The sequence below is a fragment of the uncultured Methylibium sp. genome (genome assembly GCF_902826655.1).
Taxonomy (GTDB): domain Bacteria; phylum Pseudomonadota; class Gammaproteobacteria; order Burkholderiales; family Burkholderiaceae_C; genus Methylibium.
Map to the genome: position 1 here is coordinate 59,700 of NZ_CADEFR010000005.1, position 14,283 is coordinate 73,982.

At 71.2% G+C, this 14,283-nt stretch carries 13 protein-coding genes and 4 tRNA genes; 10 read left to right on the forward strand and 7 right to left on the reverse strand.

Features of this window, described 5'->3' with window-relative positions:
* Genes QZV97_RS04010 through QZV97_RS04020 form a run of 3 tightly spaced genes read right to left on the reverse strand, consistent with a single transcriptional unit; the run spans nt 1 to nt 2,854 of the window.
* A complete protein-coding gene (locus QZV97_RS04010) occupies nt 1-921 on the reverse strand; it encodes a calcium incorporation protein MxaA (protein WP_295638804.1) in 921 nt (306 codons plus the stop codon).
* Nucleotides 918-1,838, reverse strand: coding sequence for a VWA domain-containing protein (locus QZV97_RS04015; RefSeq protein ID WP_295638807.1), 921 nt, complete (start codon nt 1,836-1,838; stop codon nt 918-920). Before QZV97_RS04015 ends, QZV97_RS04010 begins: the two co-directional genes overlap by 4 nt.
* Nucleotides 1,835-2,854, reverse strand: a complete 1,020-nt coding sequence (locus QZV97_RS04020; protein WP_295638810.1) for a MoxR family ATPase — start codon at nt 2,852-2,854, stop codon at nt 1,835-1,837. The genes QZV97_RS04015 and QZV97_RS04020 overlap by 4 nt, the downstream gene beginning before the upstream one ends.
* Before the next feature lie 132 nt (nt 2,855-2,986).
* On the opposite strand from QZV97_RS04020, the gene QZV97_RS04025 reads away from it, so the two are divergent.
* Nucleotides 2,987-3,961, forward strand: a complete 975-nt coding sequence (locus tag QZV97_RS04025) for a helix-turn-helix domain-containing protein (protein ID WP_295638813.1) — start codon at nt 2,987-2,989, stop codon at nt 3,959-3,961.
* A 16-nt stretch (nt 3,962-3,977) separates the two neighbouring features.
* Nucleotides 3,978-4,877: an SDR family oxidoreductase gene (locus QZV97_RS04030; protein ID WP_295638816.1), complete on the forward strand. Its 900-nt coding sequence runs from the start codon at nt 3,978-3,980 to the stop codon at nt 4,875-4,877.
* A gap of 18 nt (nt 4,878-4,895) precedes the next feature.
* Here the strand turns inward: QZV97_RS04030 and QZV97_RS04035 are convergent, their stop codons facing one another.
* The gene (locus QZV97_RS04035; RefSeq protein WP_295638819.1) at nt 4,896-5,267 is read right to left on the reverse strand and encodes a hypothetical protein; all 372 of its coding nucleotides are present in this window, start codon (nt 5,265-5,267) and stop codon (nt 4,896-4,898) included.
* Nucleotides 5,268-5,759: 492 nt separating this feature from the next.
* Here QZV97_RS04035 and QZV97_RS04040 point away from each other — a divergent pair.
* The 6 genes from QZV97_RS04040 to QZV97_RS04065 all read left to right on the forward strand — a co-directional run bounded on the left by QZV97_RS04040 (nt 5,760) and on the right by QZV97_RS04065 (nt 8,820).
* Nucleotides 5,760-5,845, forward strand: a tRNA-Thr gene (locus tag QZV97_RS04040).
* A gap of 157 nt (nt 5,846-6,002) precedes the next feature.
* A tRNA-Glu gene (locus tag QZV97_RS04045) sits at nt 6,003-6,078 on the forward strand.
* A 93-nt stretch (nt 6,079-6,171) separates the two neighbouring features.
* A tRNA-Arg gene (locus tag QZV97_RS04050) sits at nt 6,172-6,247 on the forward strand.
* An 8-nt stretch (nt 6,248-6,255) separates the two neighbouring features.
* Nucleotides 6,256-6,331: transfer RNA gene (locus QZV97_RS04055), tRNA-Pro, on the forward strand.
* A gap of 34 nt (nt 6,332-6,365) precedes the next feature.
* Nucleotides 6,366-7,514 carry a PcfJ domain-containing protein gene (locus QZV97_RS04060; RefSeq protein ID WP_295638822.1) on the forward strand — a complete coding sequence of 383 codons (1,149 nt, stop codon included), beginning with the start codon at nt 6,366-6,368 and terminating at the stop codon, nt 7,512-7,514.
* A gap of 88 nt (nt 7,515-7,602) precedes the next feature.
* On the forward strand, nt 7,603-8,820 hold the full coding sequence (locus QZV97_RS04065; RefSeq protein WP_295638825.1) for an RtcB family protein: 1,218 nt from the start codon (nt 7,603-7,605) through the stop codon (nt 8,818-8,820).
* A gap of 57 nt (nt 8,821-8,877) precedes the next feature.
* Here QZV97_RS04065 and glmS read toward each other — a convergent pair whose 3' ends face one another.
* Entirely contained in the window at nt 8,878-10,737 is a 1,860-nt protein-coding gene (gene glmS / locus QZV97_RS04070) for a glutamine--fructose-6-phosphate transaminase (isomerizing) (protein ID WP_295638828.1), read from the reverse strand.
* Between the two features lie 156 nt (nt 10,738-10,893).
* On the opposite strand from glmS, the gene QZV97_RS04075 reads away from it, so the two are divergent.
* Nucleotides 10,894-11,382 (forward strand): Lrp/AsnC family transcriptional regulator, encoded by a 489-nt coding sequence (locus QZV97_RS04075; protein WP_295638831.1) that lies wholly within the window; start codon nt 10,894-10,896, stop codon nt 11,380-11,382.
* Between the two features lie 21 nt (nt 11,383-11,403).
* Here QZV97_RS04075 and QZV97_RS04080 read toward each other — a convergent pair whose 3' ends face one another.
* Complete coding sequence (locus QZV97_RS04080; protein ID WP_295638834.1) at nt 11,404-11,937, reverse strand: J domain-containing protein; 534 nt, start codon at nt 11,935-11,937, stop codon at nt 11,404-11,406.
* Nucleotides 11,938-12,026: 89 nt separating this feature from the next.
* The gene (gene glmU, locus QZV97_RS04085; protein ID WP_295638837.1) at nt 12,027-13,409 is read right to left on the reverse strand and encodes a bifunctional UDP-N-acetylglucosamine diphosphorylase/glucosamine-1-phosphate N-acetyltransferase GlmU; all 1,383 of its coding nucleotides are present in this window, start codon (nt 13,407-13,409) and stop codon (nt 12,027-12,029) included.
* Here glmU and QZV97_RS04090 point away from each other — a divergent pair.
* The gene (locus tag QZV97_RS04090; protein WP_295638840.1) at nt 13,408-14,283 is read left to right on the forward strand and encodes a DUF6279 family lipoprotein; all 876 of its coding nucleotides are present in this window, start codon (nt 13,408-13,410) and stop codon (nt 14,281-14,283) included. The two genes, glmU and QZV97_RS04090, sit on opposite strands and share 2 nt — an antisense overlap.

Here is a 14,283-nt window from a genome sequence, read left to right on the forward strand (position 1 = left end):
TCAGCGCGCGTGGCGCTTCTCGGTGGCGCGCAGCGCACGGCCGAGTTCGTGCAGCGGGAAGGCCGTCGCCGCCGCACTGCCGAAGAAGCGCGCGTTCGACGCCTCGAAGAAGCGCGCCAGCTCGGCCTGCAGCGGCCGCAGCTGCGGCGCGTCGTCGAGCAGCCGCGGCAGGCTGGCCGCATGCACGACCCGGCCGGCGCTCTGGTTGATCGCCTCGTGCAGCGCCAGCCAGGCAGCGGGGTCGGCCGCGTCGAGCCGGCGCAGCCGCGACCAGGCTTGCGCGAACGGCAGGCGGTGCGACTCGCGCCACTGGCGCCAGCCCCACCACGCGAGCCACAGGCCCAGCACGACGGCCAGCGCGCCGAGCGACGTGCGCAGCTGCCGCTCGATCGCGTTCGTCGGTCGCGGCTCGACGAGGCGATCGGGCTGCAGCGCCTGCAGGCCGCCCGGCCCGCTCGCGTCGGCCGGGCTCAGCGGGCCGATCGTCAGCGGCCAGGCCGGCACGGCCAGCGCGATGCCGGCGCTCGTGGCCAGCGTCAGCGCCGGCAGCGCGGTGGTGGTCAGCACGCGCGGCGCATTGATCAGCTGGTAGTCGATCGCCAGCCAGCGCCGGCCGTCGGCGTCGGTCTCGATGCGCGGCGTTCGCCGCTCGAACCACAGCCCGACGCGGTCGGCCGGCGGCAGCGCGGCCGGCGCGATGTCGAGCGCGCGGCCGTCCTGCGCCAGCAGCACGCGCTGCGTCAGCAGGTCGCCGACGACGTGGCCGTAGGCGCGCGGCTGCTCGGTCCGCGCCGCGACCGCTGGTGCGTTGGTCGATGCGTTGGTCGGTGCGTCGACTGGTGCGTCGGCAGCGACCGCGGGGCCGGCGAGACAGGCGCCGGCGAGGGCGACGAGCGCGGCGACGGTCAGCCCCCGCCTCATGCGACGCTCTCCATGAAGTGGCGCGTCAGTGCCTCGGCGTCGAAGCGGCCCGCGGCGTCGATCAGCTCGAAGGGCGGCAGGCCGCGCGCGTCGAACAGAGCATGCAGCTCGGCACGCCGCGCCGCCACCGTGCGGCGCCACTGCGTGCGCAGGCTGTCGCGCAGCCACAGCGTGCGGCGCACGCCGGTTTCGGCATCGCTGATCGCGAGCAGGGCCTCGGCCTCGGGCGGCTCGGCCTCGGCCGGGTCCCAGGCCAGCATCGGCTGCACCGTCGCCGGTGCCAGTAGGTCCAGCACCTCGGCCAGGGCTTCGGTCCGCATGCCGTGGAAGTCGGACACCAGGAAGACCAGGCCGCGCCGGCCCGCGAGCCGCGCGGCGCAGGCGCGCAGGCCGTCGAGCGCATCGTGACCGGCGCGCGGCCGCGTCGCCGGGGCCGCGTCGCTGCCGGTGCGCAGCAGATCGGCCATCACGCTGCCGATGCCGCGGCTGTGACGCGCCGGCAGGAACAGGTCCTCGCGCTCGCGCTCGTCGAAGGCCAGCAGCCCGACCGGGTCGCCGGCGCGGAAGGCGCTGTGGCCCAGCGCCTCGACGAAGTCGGCCACCAGTGCGAGCTTGGCGCGCTGCGCGCCGAAGCGCATCGAGGCCGACACGTCGACCAGCGCATGCACCGGGACCGCGACGCGCTGGCGGGCGATGCGCACCAGCCAGTCGCCGTGCACGTCGCGCAGGCTGGCGCGCAGGTCGATGCGGCGCGGGTCGGGCTGGTCGAGCAGGCGCCGGTGCGCGGCGAACTGCTGGCCGGCCCCGAGGCTCGTGCCGCGATGCGCGCCCGGCCGCTGCCCGCCGAAGCGCTGCGGCAGCTTGTAGTGGAACTCGGCCGGCTCCAGCGCGCCGGCCTCCGATCGGTCCTGGCTCACGGTGCGGCGACGCTGTCCATGATCCGCTCCACCAGCGCGCCGGCCAGCTCGGCGCGCCGCAGCTCGTAGATCGGCGTGAAGAACACGCGGTGACCCAGCACCGAGGGCAGCACGGCGCGCACGTCGTCGGGCTCGAGGTGGGTGCGGCCGGCCAGCCAGGCCACGACGCGCGCGGCGCGCAGCAGCGCGCTCATGCCGCGCGGGCTGGCGCCGGCGAGGATGAGCCGGTTCATGTCGACGCCGTCGAGGCGGATGCCCAGGCGCTGCGGCGTCTCGCTGGCCTCCCAGAGGTCGAGCACGTAGCGCTCGATGGTCTCGCTGGAGCGCACGCTGTCCTGCACCAGCGCGCCGATGGCGTTGAGCTGCTCCCAGGGCAGGATCGCCGGCGCCACGCGCTCGAGCAGCGCCTCGGTGTCGTGGAAGCCGGTCTCGAAGACCAGCGCTCGCCGGATGTCGCGGTCGGTCGGCTTGCTCATGTTCAGCTCGAACATGAAGCGGTCGCGCGCGGCCGAGGCGAGCTCGAAGGTCTCTTCCTTCTCGACCTTGTTGCGGTCGGCGAACACCGTCATGTGCGGGAAGCGGTACTCGCGGTTGAAGGCCGACACGGTGCGCTCGGCCATCGCGCGCAGCAGCAGCGACTGCACCTGCGGCCGGGCGCGGTTGATCTCGTTGAAGAAAAAGGTCACCAGGCGCTCGCCGTGGCGCAGCAGCGGGCCGGGATCGATGCGCGGCTTGCCCTCGCCGTCGACATAGGTGTGATAGATCAGGTCGCCCGGCATCAGGTCGACCGTGCCCTCGACGCGCTCGAAGTCGCCGCCGACGGCGCGCGAGAAGGCGCGCAGCACCGTGGTCTTGCCGACGCCGACGTCGCCCTCCAGCAGCACGTGGCCGCGCGCGAACAGCGCGACGTTGATCAGGCGGATCGTCTGCGGCTGGCCGATCACCGCCTTGGCGACCTCGCGTTCGACGCCGAGCGCGAGCTCGCGCCAGTCCTGCAGCTGCTTGTCGGAATTCATCGCTCGGCTTCCCCGGTGCACACCACCGCGCAGCTTGGCGGGCCGGCGCCGCGCCGTCTTGCCTCAGCGTGCGGGCCCACTTGACTGTGCGTACAGTGAGGCTCCCCCGACCGCCCCTCCAGGACCCGCACCATGGCCGCCCCCCGCAAAGGCTTCTCGACGCTGACCCTGCCGCCAGAGCGCCGCGTCGAACGCTGGGCCGAGGCGGTGTCCGACCGCTTCGTCGAGTCGGGCTTCGAGGTGCGCCACCCGGAGCGCTTCGACGCGTCGATGCTGAACCACGACGTGGCCGACCTGTCGCTGACGCACTTCAGCTCGGCCGGCCACGGCCGCAAGCGCGTGATGCGCTCGCAGCGCGCCGCGGCGCGCGCCGCGGAGGAATTCTTCCTGGTCAGCCTGCAGCTCGAAGGCAGCTGCGCGGTGCTGCAGGACGGCCGCGAGGCGCTGCTGCAACCCGGCCAGTTCGCCATCTACGACACGCGCCGGCCCTACGAGCTGGTGCTGAACGGCGACTACCAGCAGGCGGTGCTGCGCGTGCCGCGGCGCGCGCTCGCGACGCGGCTGCCGGACTGCGACGCGCTGGTGGCCACCGGCGTGTCCGCTAAGGCGCTGCCCGCGCGCGTGCTGATGCAGATGCTGCGCGAGGCCTCGACCGGCACCACCGAGCTGGCCCCGGCCGCGGCGCAGGACCTGTCGGAGGCGCTGCTGTGCGTGCTGAGCGCCGGCCTGCGTGGCCTGCGCGACGGGACGGCGCCGCAGGCCGCGAGACCCGGCGCGGCGCAGCTGGAGCGGATCAAGGCCTACGTGGCCGCGCACCTGCACGACCCCGGGCTCAACGTGCCGCGCATCGCCGCGGCACTGGGCCTGTCGCGCAGCTACCTGCACCAGCTGTTCCGCAGCGAGGGCTCGACGCTCGAGCGCTGGATCTGGGAGCAGCGCCTCGCCGCCTGCGAGCGCACGCTGTCCGACCCGCGCCATGCCGACCGCAGCATCACCGACATCGCCTACGGCCACGGCTTCAGCGACGCGGCGCACTTCAGCCGCAGCTTCCGGCGCCGCTTCGGCGTCGCGCCGCGGGTGCACCGGCAGGGCCTCGGCCTGCCATAGACGGGGAGGCGCGACGATGCGGACCGGTGAACGCCCCTTGAGCGGCCGCGTGGCCGTCGTGACCGGCGCGAGCCGCGGCGCCGGTCGCGGCATCGCCATCGAGCTGGGAGCCGCCGGCGCCACCGTGATCGTGACCGGCCGCTCGACGCGCGAGCAGCCGGCCGCGGGCTACGGGCAGATCCTCGCGCTGTCGTCGATGAGCGCCCTGCCCGGCAGCATCGACGAGACCGCCGAGGAAGTCTCGCGCCAGGGCGGACGCGGCATCGCGCTGCGCTGCGACCACGGTCGCGACGACGAGGTGCAGGCGCTGTTCGCGCGCGTGCAGGCCGACCACGGCCGCCTCGACCTGCTGGTCAACAACGCCTGGGGCGGCCACGAGAGCTTCGACGGCGTCTTCGACGCGCCGTTCTGGGAGCATCCGCTCGCGCACTGGGAGTCGATGATCGACCGCGGCGCGCGCCACCACCTGCTGGCGGCCCGCTGCGCGGCGCCGGCGATGCTGCGGCAGGGTCACGGTCTGATCGTCGCGACGACGTTCTGGGACCGCGACCGCTACCTGCGCGGCAACCTCTACTACGACCTCGCCAAGGCGACGATCAACCGCCTGGCCTTCGGCATCTCGCAGGAGCTGCGCGCGCACGGCGTCGCGTCGGTGGCGGTGTCGCCGGGCTGGATGCGCACCGAGCTGGTCCTGGCCGGCCACCAGACCGACGAGACGCGCTGGCAGGAGCGCCCGGCGCTGGCACGCACCGAGTCGCCGCGCTACCTGGGCCGCGCCATCGCGGCGCTGGCCGCCGATGCGGACGTGCTGCGCCGCACCGGCAGCGTGCTGCGCGTCGCCGACCTGGCGCGCGAGTACGGCTTCACCGACATCGACGGCCGGCAGGTGGCGGCGTTCGAGCTGGACGAGGCCTGAGCGGCCACCGCGACGGTCTCATCGCGCCTGCGCCGCGATCGTCTTCAGGTGCTCGCGCAAGGCCTTGCGTCCTGCGCTGTTGGTCGCGCGCAGCGCCGCCAGCGCGAGCTGCATGACCGCGTACTCGGCCGGCGTCGGCGCGGCCGATGTGCGCGGCTCGTCGAGCCAGCCGGCGCCCTTGCCGCACAGCGTCTCGATCTGGCGCGCCAGCTTGTCGCCGACAGGACGCGAGGCCTTGATCTGGCTCCACATGCTGGGCGAGATCTGCAGCGTCGCCGCGAACGACTGCTCGAGTCCCTTGGGCGGCGCGCCGGCAGCCAATGCCCTTTCGGCGTAGTCCTGGAACAGGGCGAGCGCGTTCTGACGTCTCGTGAGGGTGATGTTGGACACGTGTTGTCTGCGGGATGCAACGGAGTTCGGCCTCATTCTCGCAAAGGCTTGACGATGGGGTAAAGACTATTTACAGTCCGCCTCCATCGAGAAACCGGCTCTCCGGAGCCACGGCCAGAACCACAGGATTTCATCGTGACATCGCGCAACGTCATTCGAACCCACCGACCCTTGCAGGGTCTGGCCGTGTTCGTCCCGTCGTTGCCGGCGGAGGCGATGCACGCGGCCGTTCCGGCGGGCTATGGCCTTGATCGGAGCGAGGGTCCGTTGAATCCGGGAGAAGGAAGCGCCTAGCCGCGCCCCTTCCAAGCTCTGTACGCAGAGGCCCGGAATCCGAAAGGTTCCGGGCCTTTTTCTTTGTCACTTCACCCGGCCTGTGCGATGGCACAGGCCCGGCGATCGATGGATCGCCACCACCGGCAGCGGTGGATGCTCTTTAACAAGTTGCCGCGAGGCGACCTCGGTACTGGCCGAGGGTTCGTCTTGCAAGTTGCGGATGTAGCTCAGTGGGCAGAGCACGGCCACGCCATGCGTCATGGCGGGTCGGGCCACGAGTTCGAGACTCGTCATCCGCTCCACTTCGGCTGTGTCCATGCACTCCGAGGCCACGCGACATGGTGTTGGTGGTCCGGGATGTGCGCGGTCCCCGGCCAGACCGCGTGCAGCGAGACACCACATCCGACGGGATGCTCGCGTTTGGGCACAGCCGAAGTGGATCCACCAGGTCCGACGCTTGTCGTGTTCGTCTAGATGGCCAGGACGGCACCCTTTCAAGGTGAGAACGCGGGTTCGACCCCCGCACGCGACGCCAGAACAAGGAACCCTCGTCGAGCTTGCGCTTCAGGGGTGGAAATCGGCCGCAACGATAGGGCGGCGCCGGAACCCGTCACCGGATGGATTGTTCGCCTCGTTGGCTCGGCAGGACGCCAGAGCCCCGGCCTGCGAAGCCGGGGGGTGCCGTTCGAGTCGTGTACGAGGTCCCGCTCATCTCGGTGTGGCGCAGCTGGCAGCGCGCGTGTTTCGGGAACACGAGGCCGCAGGTTCGAAACCTGCCACCGAGACCAGATTCCTTCTTCCCCTCAACCTACTCAATCAACCATGAAACGCTCGATGATCCAGCGCAGGCAGGACGCCGAGCGCGAACGATTGGAACGCTGCGATGCCGCGCTTCGCCGCTCGGTGCGCGGCGCACGGCCCACGCCGGACTTCGGCAAGGCGATCGAAGAAGCCGAACGCGGCTTCTCCGGCGAGGTCGAGCGCGACCCCCGGTCCTGGCATCCGCAGATGAAGACGCGCGACACCGCGCGCCTGCGTCTCGCAGCGGCTCGGCACCTCTTTGCGCTGTATGCGGTCCCCGCGATGCTCGAGCGCATCTGGATCGACGCCACCGGGCTCGAAGAGGACGAAGTGCGGCTGCGCAAGCAGTGGTACGTCACGGTGGCGCGTGGTGGTTCGCTCCACAAGGCCGGCGCCAACGCCTGGCTGACGCGCAAGGAAGTCCATGCCTTCCTCCATCCGTCGGCGGGTCTGGGTTTCGATGAAGCCTTCTGGGAAGCCATCGCGCGCTCCTACGCTGGCGATGCGGCCGTGGCCTTGCGCATCGCACGCTCGAAGATCGCGCGCGCGCCGCGCGGCGAGATCGACTTCTGGCGCGGAGTGGTGCGGTTCTTCTGCGCCAACCCGCTCCCCGTCGAAGCGATCGACGACCTGTGCGACTACCTGGCCGAGTGCCGGCGGCGTGACCCCGACTACCGCCTCGAGGGCCGCAGCTTGCCCGCGCTCAACCGCCGCATGCACGAGTGGCACCGCGACATCGCCGCCATCGAGCGCATCGAGGCGATGCGGCGCCGGGTCTACGGGCCCGGCGCACCCACCTGGGCGGCCGACGCCGCGTGGCCGGGGTCGCCACTTGCCGACTGGGAGTGGGCACCCTCGTCCAGGGAGGCGAGGACCAAGGGCGAGCGCTTCGTGGTCAGGCAACTCAAGCAGGCCGAAGACCTGGTGATGGAAAGCCGGGCGATGCGTCATTGCGTGTCGACCTACGCAGGCAAGTGCATCGCCGGCCGCGCATCGATCTGGTCGCTGCGGCGCTGCACGAAGGACCGGATCGATCGCCTGCTGACCATCGAAGTCGACCCGCAGCACCAAGCGGTCCAGGTGCGCGGGCTCGCCAACCGGCTGGCGAGCGCGGACGAGCGCAACGTGATCGAGCGCTGGGTCAAGGCGCGCGGCATCACGTTGCGGTGAAGGCGCTGCGGGCGCTGGACCTGGATGAACCGGAGAGGCTGCATCGGCAGCCTCCCCGGCGCTGTTTCAAAGGAATGGAGAATCAATCATGGAGACGAACTACATCCACGAAGAAGTGGGCGGCGGCGTGCCGATCAAGATGTGGACGCGCGGCGTGCCGATCGAGGACGCCGCGAAGCGCCAGCTCGAGAACGCCGCGCGCCTGCCCATCGTCTTCAAGCACATCGCGGCCATGCCCGACGTGCACTTCGGCATCGGTGCGACCGTCGGTTCGGTGATCCCCACGCTCAAGGCCATCATCCCGGCGGCCGTCGGCGTGGACATCGGCTGCGGCATGATGGCCTGCAAGACCACGCTGGTGGCCGAGGACCTGCCCGACAACCTCGGCCCGCTGCGCTCGGCGATCGAACGCGCGGTGCCGCATGGGCGTGCGCCGGGTTCGCGCGACCCGGGTGCCTGGCAGAAGCCGCCGGGCAGCGTGAACACGGCCTGGGCGCAGCTGGAGCCCGAGTTCACCGAGCTGTGCCGCGACTACCCGAAGCTGGAGAAGACCAATCACATCCAGCATCTGGGCACGCTGGGCACCGGCAACCACTTCATCGAGGTCTGCCTCGACGAGGCCGGCAGCGTGTGGTTCATGCTGCACTCGGGCTCGCGCGGCGTGGGCAACTTCATCGGCACGATGTTCATCGAGCTGGCGAAGCGGGACGCGATGCGCAACAACGCGAACCTGCCCGACCGCGACCTGGCCTACTTCGAGGAAGGCAGCCGCTACTTCGGCGACTACGTGCGCGCCGTGGGCTGGGCGCAGACGTTCGCTTCCATCAACCGCGAGGTGATGATGAAGCGCGTGATCGAAGCGGCGAAGACCGTGATCCGCAAGAACTTCCAGAGCCACATCGAGGCGGTCAACTGCCACCACAACTACGTGCAGAAGGAGCGCCACTACGGCGAGGACGTCTACGTCACGCGCAAGGGCGCGGTGAGCGCGAAGGCGGGACAGCTGGGCATCATTCCCGGCAGCATGGGGGCGCGCAGCTACATCGTGCGCGGCAAGGGCAACGCCGAGTCGTTCGAGTCCTGCTCGCACGGCGCCGGCCGCGTCATGAGCCGCGGCGAGGCCAAGCGCCGCTTCACGCTGGCCGACCATCGCGCGGCGACGGAAGGTGTGGAGTGCCGCAAGGACAAGGACGTGATCGACGAAACGCCCGCGGCCTACAAGGACATCGACGCCGTGATGGCCGCGCAGCAGGACCTGGTGGACGTCGTGCACACGCTCAAGCAGGTGGTGTGCGTGAAGGGCTAGGTCGAGCCCGCCGTCGAACGAGGGCATCCACCGCGAGGTGGGTGCCCTTTTTTCGTCCTACTCGACCGTCACGCTCTTCGCGAGATTGCGCGGCTTGTCGACATCCGTCCCGCGTGCACACGCGGTGTGATACGCCAGCAGCTGCAGCGGCACCACGTGCAGCAGCGGCGACAGCGGGCCGTAGTGTTCGGGCATGCGGATCACGCGCACGCCTTCGCTGGACTCGATGCGCGTGTCGGCGTCGGCAAAGACGAAGAGCTCGCCGCCGCGGGCGCGCACTTCCTGCAGGTTGCTCTTCAGCTTCTCCAGCAGCGCGTCGTTGGGCGCGACGGTCACGACCGGCATCGCGCTGGTCACCAGCGCCAGCGGACCGTGCTTCAGCTCGCCGGCCGGATAGGCCTCGGCGTGGATGTAGCTGATCTCCTTGAGCTTGAGCGCGCCTTCCAGCGCCACCGGATAGTGCAGCCCGCGGCCCAGGAACAGCGCGTGCTCCTTGCGCGCAAAGTCCTCGGCCCAGGCGATGACCTGCGGCTCCAGCGCCAGCACCGCCTGCAGCGCCGACGGCAGGTGACGCAGCGCCTTCAGGTGCGCGGCTTCCGCCGCGTCGTCGAGCCGGCCGCGCTGCTGCGCCAGCGCCAGGGTCAGCAGAAAGAGCCCGGCCAGCTGCGTCGTGAAGGCCTTGGTCGAGGCCACGCCGATCTCGACACCAGCCCGCGTGATGTAGGCCAGCTTGCACTCGCGCACCATCGCGCTGGTGGCCACGTTGCAGACCGTCAGCGTGTGCGGCATGCCCAGCGAGCGAGCGTGCTTCAGCGCGGCCAGCGTGTCGGCGGTCTCGCCGCTCTGGGTGATGGTGACGACCAGCGTCTTCGGGTTCGGCACGCTGTCGCGGTAGCGGTACTCGCTCGCGACCTCGACCTGCGTCGGGATCTTCGCGATCGATTCCAGCCAGTACTTGGCGGTGCAGCCGGCGTAGTAGCTGGTGCCGCAGGCCAGGATCAGCACCGAGTCGATGTCCTTGAAGACACGGTGCGCACCGTCGCCGAAGAGCTCGGGCACGATGCCCTCGACGCCTTCCAGCGTGTCGGCGATGGCGCGCGGCTGCTCGAAGATCTCCTTCTGCATGTAGTGCCGGTACGGGCCCAGCTCGGCCGCACCGGTGTGCGCGTGCACGGTGCGCACCGCGCGCTGCACGCGCTGGTGGCGGCCACCGGCGGCGTCGCGCGCGACGATCCAGTGCTTGCCGAGCTGCAGGTCGACGACATCGCCCTCCTCCAGGTAGACGATCTGGTCGGTGACGCCGGCCAGCGCCATCGCGTCGGACGCGAGGAAGCTCTCGCCCTGCCCCACGCCCAGGATCAGCGGCGAGCCTTCGCGCGCACCGACCACCCGTTGCGGCTCGTCGCGGCACACGACGGCGATCGCGTAGGCGCCCCTGAGCTGCAGCGTGGCCTGCTGGACGGCCTCGAACAGGTCGCCGTCGTAGAGCGAGTCGATCAGGTGCGCGATGACCTCGGTGTCGGTCTGGCTCGCGAACAGGTAGCCGCGCGACTGCAGTTCGGCGCGCAGCTCGTCGTGGTTCTCGATGATGCCGTTGTGGACGAGGGCCACGCGGGGTGGCCGGGCCGCGTCGCCGCCGGGGCCGCCGGACACGTGCGGGTGGGCGTTGTGCACCACCGGCGCGCCGTGCGTCGCCCAGCGGGTGTGGGCGATGCCGGTGCTGCCCTGCACGGCATCGGCGGCGATCTGCGCGTCGAGCTCGGCGACGCGGGCCGTGCTGCGACTGCGGCGCAGGCCGCCGTCCTGGTACACGGCCACGCCGCAGGAGTCGTAGCCGCGGTACTCGAGACGCTTGAGGCCTTCGACGAGGATGGGGACGATGTTGCGTGCGCCTACGGCGCCGACGATGCCGCACATGGGAGGGTCCTCTCGGGAGCCGATGGATGACCGAATGCTAGGCAGATCGATGTGGACTTTGCTCTCATCTTGACGACTTTCAAGAGAAATTTGCTCAGTTATCTCATTGATAACGTATATTTCTCGAAATCTCAATCAAGGTGAAATTTTCATCTCATGCCGGACTCCTACCTGGATGCCCTGGACCTGCAGATCCTGAGCCGCCTGCAGCACGACGCCTCGCCGTCGCACCAGGCGCTGGGCGAGGCACTCCAGGTGTCGACCGCCACTGCGCACCGGCGCGTGCGGCGGCTGCAATCGCTGGGGGTGGTCGAACGGCTCGTCGCGGTGCTGTCGCCGCTGCGCCTGGCCGAGGCCGGCGTGCCGCTGCTGCAGGCCTTGCTGGAGGTCACGCTCGACGTACAGAACCACGAGCGGCTCGACGCCTTCGAGGCGCGCGCCGTGGCCGACGCCGCGGTCCAGCAGTGCTGGCGGGTGTCGCCCGGACCGGACTTCGTGCTGGTGGTGGCCGTGGCCGACATGGACGCCTACCAGGCCTTCACGGCGCGCCTGTTGACGGCCGACGCCAATGTGCGCAACGTGCGCGCCTTCTTCGCAGTCAAGCGCGCCAGGTTCGGCAGCGAGCTGCCGCTGCCGGCGCGCTGAGCGCGTCGGCGGGCACGCCCGTCAGCGTGCGTCCGTCGGCACGTAGACGGCAGGCAGGCCCTGCACGCGCGGCGACATGTACTCGGGCACCGCCTCGCGCGCCATCAGCAGCGTCGCCGCGCCGAGCACGCCGGCCACCAGCAGCGACACCGCCACCGACGCGCCGAAGGCCAGGCCCCAGCGCTGGCCGCGCGTGAGGTTCATGTCCCAGGCCTCGCCGAAGGGCAGGCCGTCCTCGCGCATGCTCAGCCACAGCAGCTTGAGCCGCAGGCCCAGGCCGAGTCCGAGGCCGTCCTCGGTCGGCTCGCGCAGGCCCAGGCGAATCTCTTCCTCGCGGATCCACTGGTCGTGGGCGGCGCGGCGACCCGGGTCGAGCAGCACGTCCTGGGCCTTGTTCAGCGCGGCCAGCACGATCTCGTGGCGCACGCTGCCCTGGTGGCGGTCGGGGTGGTACTTCTGGACCAGGGCCTTGTAGGCGGCGCGGATGACTTCCGGCGGCGCGTCCTGCGCCACCTTGAGGCGACCGTAGTAGTGGGCGATCTTGGCGCGCGGCATGGACCGCAAATGCTAGCGGCGCCCCGGCGGCGCGCGGCGTGCAGAGTTGGCGCGCCGCGCCGCTGCCATGTAAAAGTGAGCCGCGCGGCTCAGCCCTTCTGCTTCTGCGGTCGCTTCCAGCCGGCGATCGTGACCTGCCGGGCCCGGGCCACGCTCAGCTGGCCGGCCGGCGCATCCTTGCCGATGGTGCTGCCGCCGCCGATGGTGGCGCCGTCGCCCAGCGTCACCGGAGCGACCAGCACGCAGTTGCTGCCGACGTGCACGTCGTTGCCGATCACGGTGCGGTGCTTGTTGGCACCGTCGTAGTTGGCAGTGATGCTGCCGGCGCCGTAGTTGACGCGCTCGCCGACGGTCGCATCGCCGAGGTAGGCCAGGTGGTTGGCCTTGGCACCGCGCGCGAGCGTGGAGTTCTTGACCTCGACGAAGTTGCCGATGTGCACCTCGGGCCCGAGTTCGGCCCCGGGGCGCAGGCGCGCGAACGGGCCGACCAGCGCGCTCTCGCCGACGCCGGCGCCGTCGATGTGCGTGAAGGGCTGGATGACCGCGCCGGCCGCGATGCGGGCGTCGCGGATCACGCAGTTCGCGCCGACGCGCACGCCGTCACCCAGCGTCACCTGGCCCTCGAACACGCAGTTGACGTCGATGTCGACGTCGCTGCCGCAGGCCAGCCGGCCGCGCAGGTCGAAGCGCGCCGGATCGGCCAGGCGCACGCCGGCAGCCATCAGCGCCTCGGCCTGCGCGCGCTGGAAGCGGCGCTCCAGGTCGGCCAGCTGCTGCGGGCTGTTGACGCCCAGCACCTCGGTCTCGGCAGCCGGCTGCGCCGCGACCACCGGCACGCCGTCGGCGACCGCCATCGCGACGATGTCGGTCAGGTAGTACTCGCGCTGCGCGTTGTCGTTCTTCAGGGCGGCGAGCCAGCGCTTCAGCGCTGCGGTGGGCAGCGCCATCATGCCGGTGTAGACCTCGGCGATCGCGCGCTGGGCCGGCGTCGCGTCCTTGTGCTCGACGATGCCGAGCACGCGCTCGGGTTGCGCGGCGTCGCGCACGATACGGCCGTAGCCGCTCGGGTCGGCCAGGGCGATGGTCAGCAGCGCGAGGCGCTGGCCGCCGCTCGCGGCGAGCAGGGCCTGCGCGGTGGCCGTCTCGATCAGCGGCACGTCGCCGTTGAGGATCAGCGTCGTGCCGCCATCGCCGAGCAGCGGCACGGCCTGCTGGACCGCGTGCCCGGTGCCGAGCTGGGGCTCCTGGCGCACGAAGGCGAGCGGCGCCGCCGGAAAGGCCGCGCGCATCGCCGCCTCGACCTCGCCGGCCCCATGTCCCGTGACGGTGATCAGCCTTTGCGCGCCCAGCGACGCAGCCGTGCCGAGCACGTGCTGCAATAGGGCTCGCCCGGCCAGCGTGTGCAGCACCTTCGGCCGGTTCGACTTCATCCGGGTGCCCTTGCCGGCGGCCATGATCACGATATCCAGCATGCTCGAGCTCGGGTGGTTGCGCAGGTGGACGATTATCGCGGCCGGTCTGCTGATGCTGGCGCTGGCCGGCTGCAGCGTGCTGCGCCTGGCGTACAGCCAGGCCGACGAGCTGAGCTTCTGGTGGCTGGACGGCTACGTCGACTTCGACGACTCGCAGTCGCCGCGCGTGCGCGACGCGATCGGCCGCTGGTTCGCCTGGCACCGGCGCACGCAGTTGCCCGACTACGCGGCCCTGCTGGATCGCGCCGCCACCGAGGTGCTGCAGGACACCACGCCGGCCACGGCCTGCCGCTGGTTCGCCGACCTGCGCCAGCGCGCCGACGCCGCGGTCGATCAGGCCCTGCCCGAGGCGGCGGCGATCGCGGCCGGCTTCAGCACCGACCAGCTGCTGCACATCGAACGCCAGCAGGCCAGGAACAGCGCCGAGTTCCGCGAGGACTTCCTGCAGCCCGACCCCACCGAGCGCCTGGCCCGCTCGGTCGAACGTGCCACCGAGCGCGCCGAGCAGCTCTACGGCCGCCTCGGCGACCGCCAGCGGCAGCGCATCGCCGAGGGCGTGCGATCGTCGCCCTTCGATGCGGAGCGCTGGCTGGCCGAGCGCCAGCGCCGGCACCGCGATCTGCTGAACGAGCTCCGCCGCCTGCAGGGCACCGACACCAACGGCGGCGCATCGACCGCCGGCCTGCGCGGCTACTGGCAGCGCGTGCAGCGCTCGCCCGACGACGGCTATCGTCGTTATCAGGAGCGGCTCGAGGCCTACAACTGCGATCTCTCGGCCCAGCTGCACAACCTGACGACCCCGGCGCAACGCCAGGAGGCGCAGCGCCGCCTGCGCGGCTGGCAGTCGGACCTGCGGCGGCTCGCCGCGCCCTAG

What these genes read in the sequence shown, in the direction of transcription:
- QZV97_RS04010 (WP_295638804.1), bottom strand. Translation starts at nt 921, where the DNA reads ATGAGGCGGGGGCTGACCGTCGCCGCGCTCGTCGCCCTCGCCGGCGCC.
- QZV97_RS04020 (WP_295638810.1), bottom strand. Translation starts at nt 2,854, where the DNA reads ATGAATTCCGACAAGCAGCTGCAGGACTGGCGCGAGCTCGCGCTCGGC.
- QZV97_RS04025 (WP_295638813.1), top strand. Translation starts at nt 2,987, where the DNA reads ATGGCCGCCCCCCGCAAAGGCTTCTCGACGCTGACCCTGCCGCCAGAG.
- QZV97_RS04030 (WP_295638816.1), top strand. Translation starts at nt 3,978, where the DNA reads ATGCGGACCGGTGAACGCCCCTTGAGCGGCCGCGTGGCCGTCGTGACC.
- QZV97_RS04060 (WP_295638822.1), top strand. Translation starts at nt 6,366, where the DNA reads ATGAAACGCTCGATGATCCAGCGCAGGCAGGACGCCGAGCGCGAACGA.
- QZV97_RS04065 (WP_295638825.1), top strand. Translation starts at nt 7,603, where the DNA reads ATGGAGACGAACTACATCCACGAAGAAGTGGGCGGCGGCGTGCCGATC.
- glmS (WP_295638828.1), bottom strand. Translation starts at nt 10,737, where the DNA reads ATGTGCGGCATCGTCGGCGCCGTAGGCGCACGCAACATCGTCCCCATC.
- QZV97_RS04075 (WP_295638831.1), top strand. Translation starts at nt 10,894, where the DNA reads ATGCCGGACTCCTACCTGGATGCCCTGGACCTGCAGATCCTGAGCCGC.
- QZV97_RS04080 (WP_295638834.1), bottom strand. Translation starts at nt 11,937, where the DNA reads ATGCCGCGCGCCAAGATCGCCCACTACTACGGTCGCCTCAAGGTGGCG.
- QZV97_RS04090 (WP_295638840.1), top strand. Translation starts at nt 13,408, where the DNA reads ATGCTCGAGCTCGGGTGGTTGCGCAGGTGGACGATTATCGCGGCCGGT.
- glmU (WP_295638837.1), bottom strand. Translation starts at nt 13,409, where the DNA reads ATGCTGGATATCGTGATCATGGCCGCCGGCAAGGGCACCCGGATGAAG.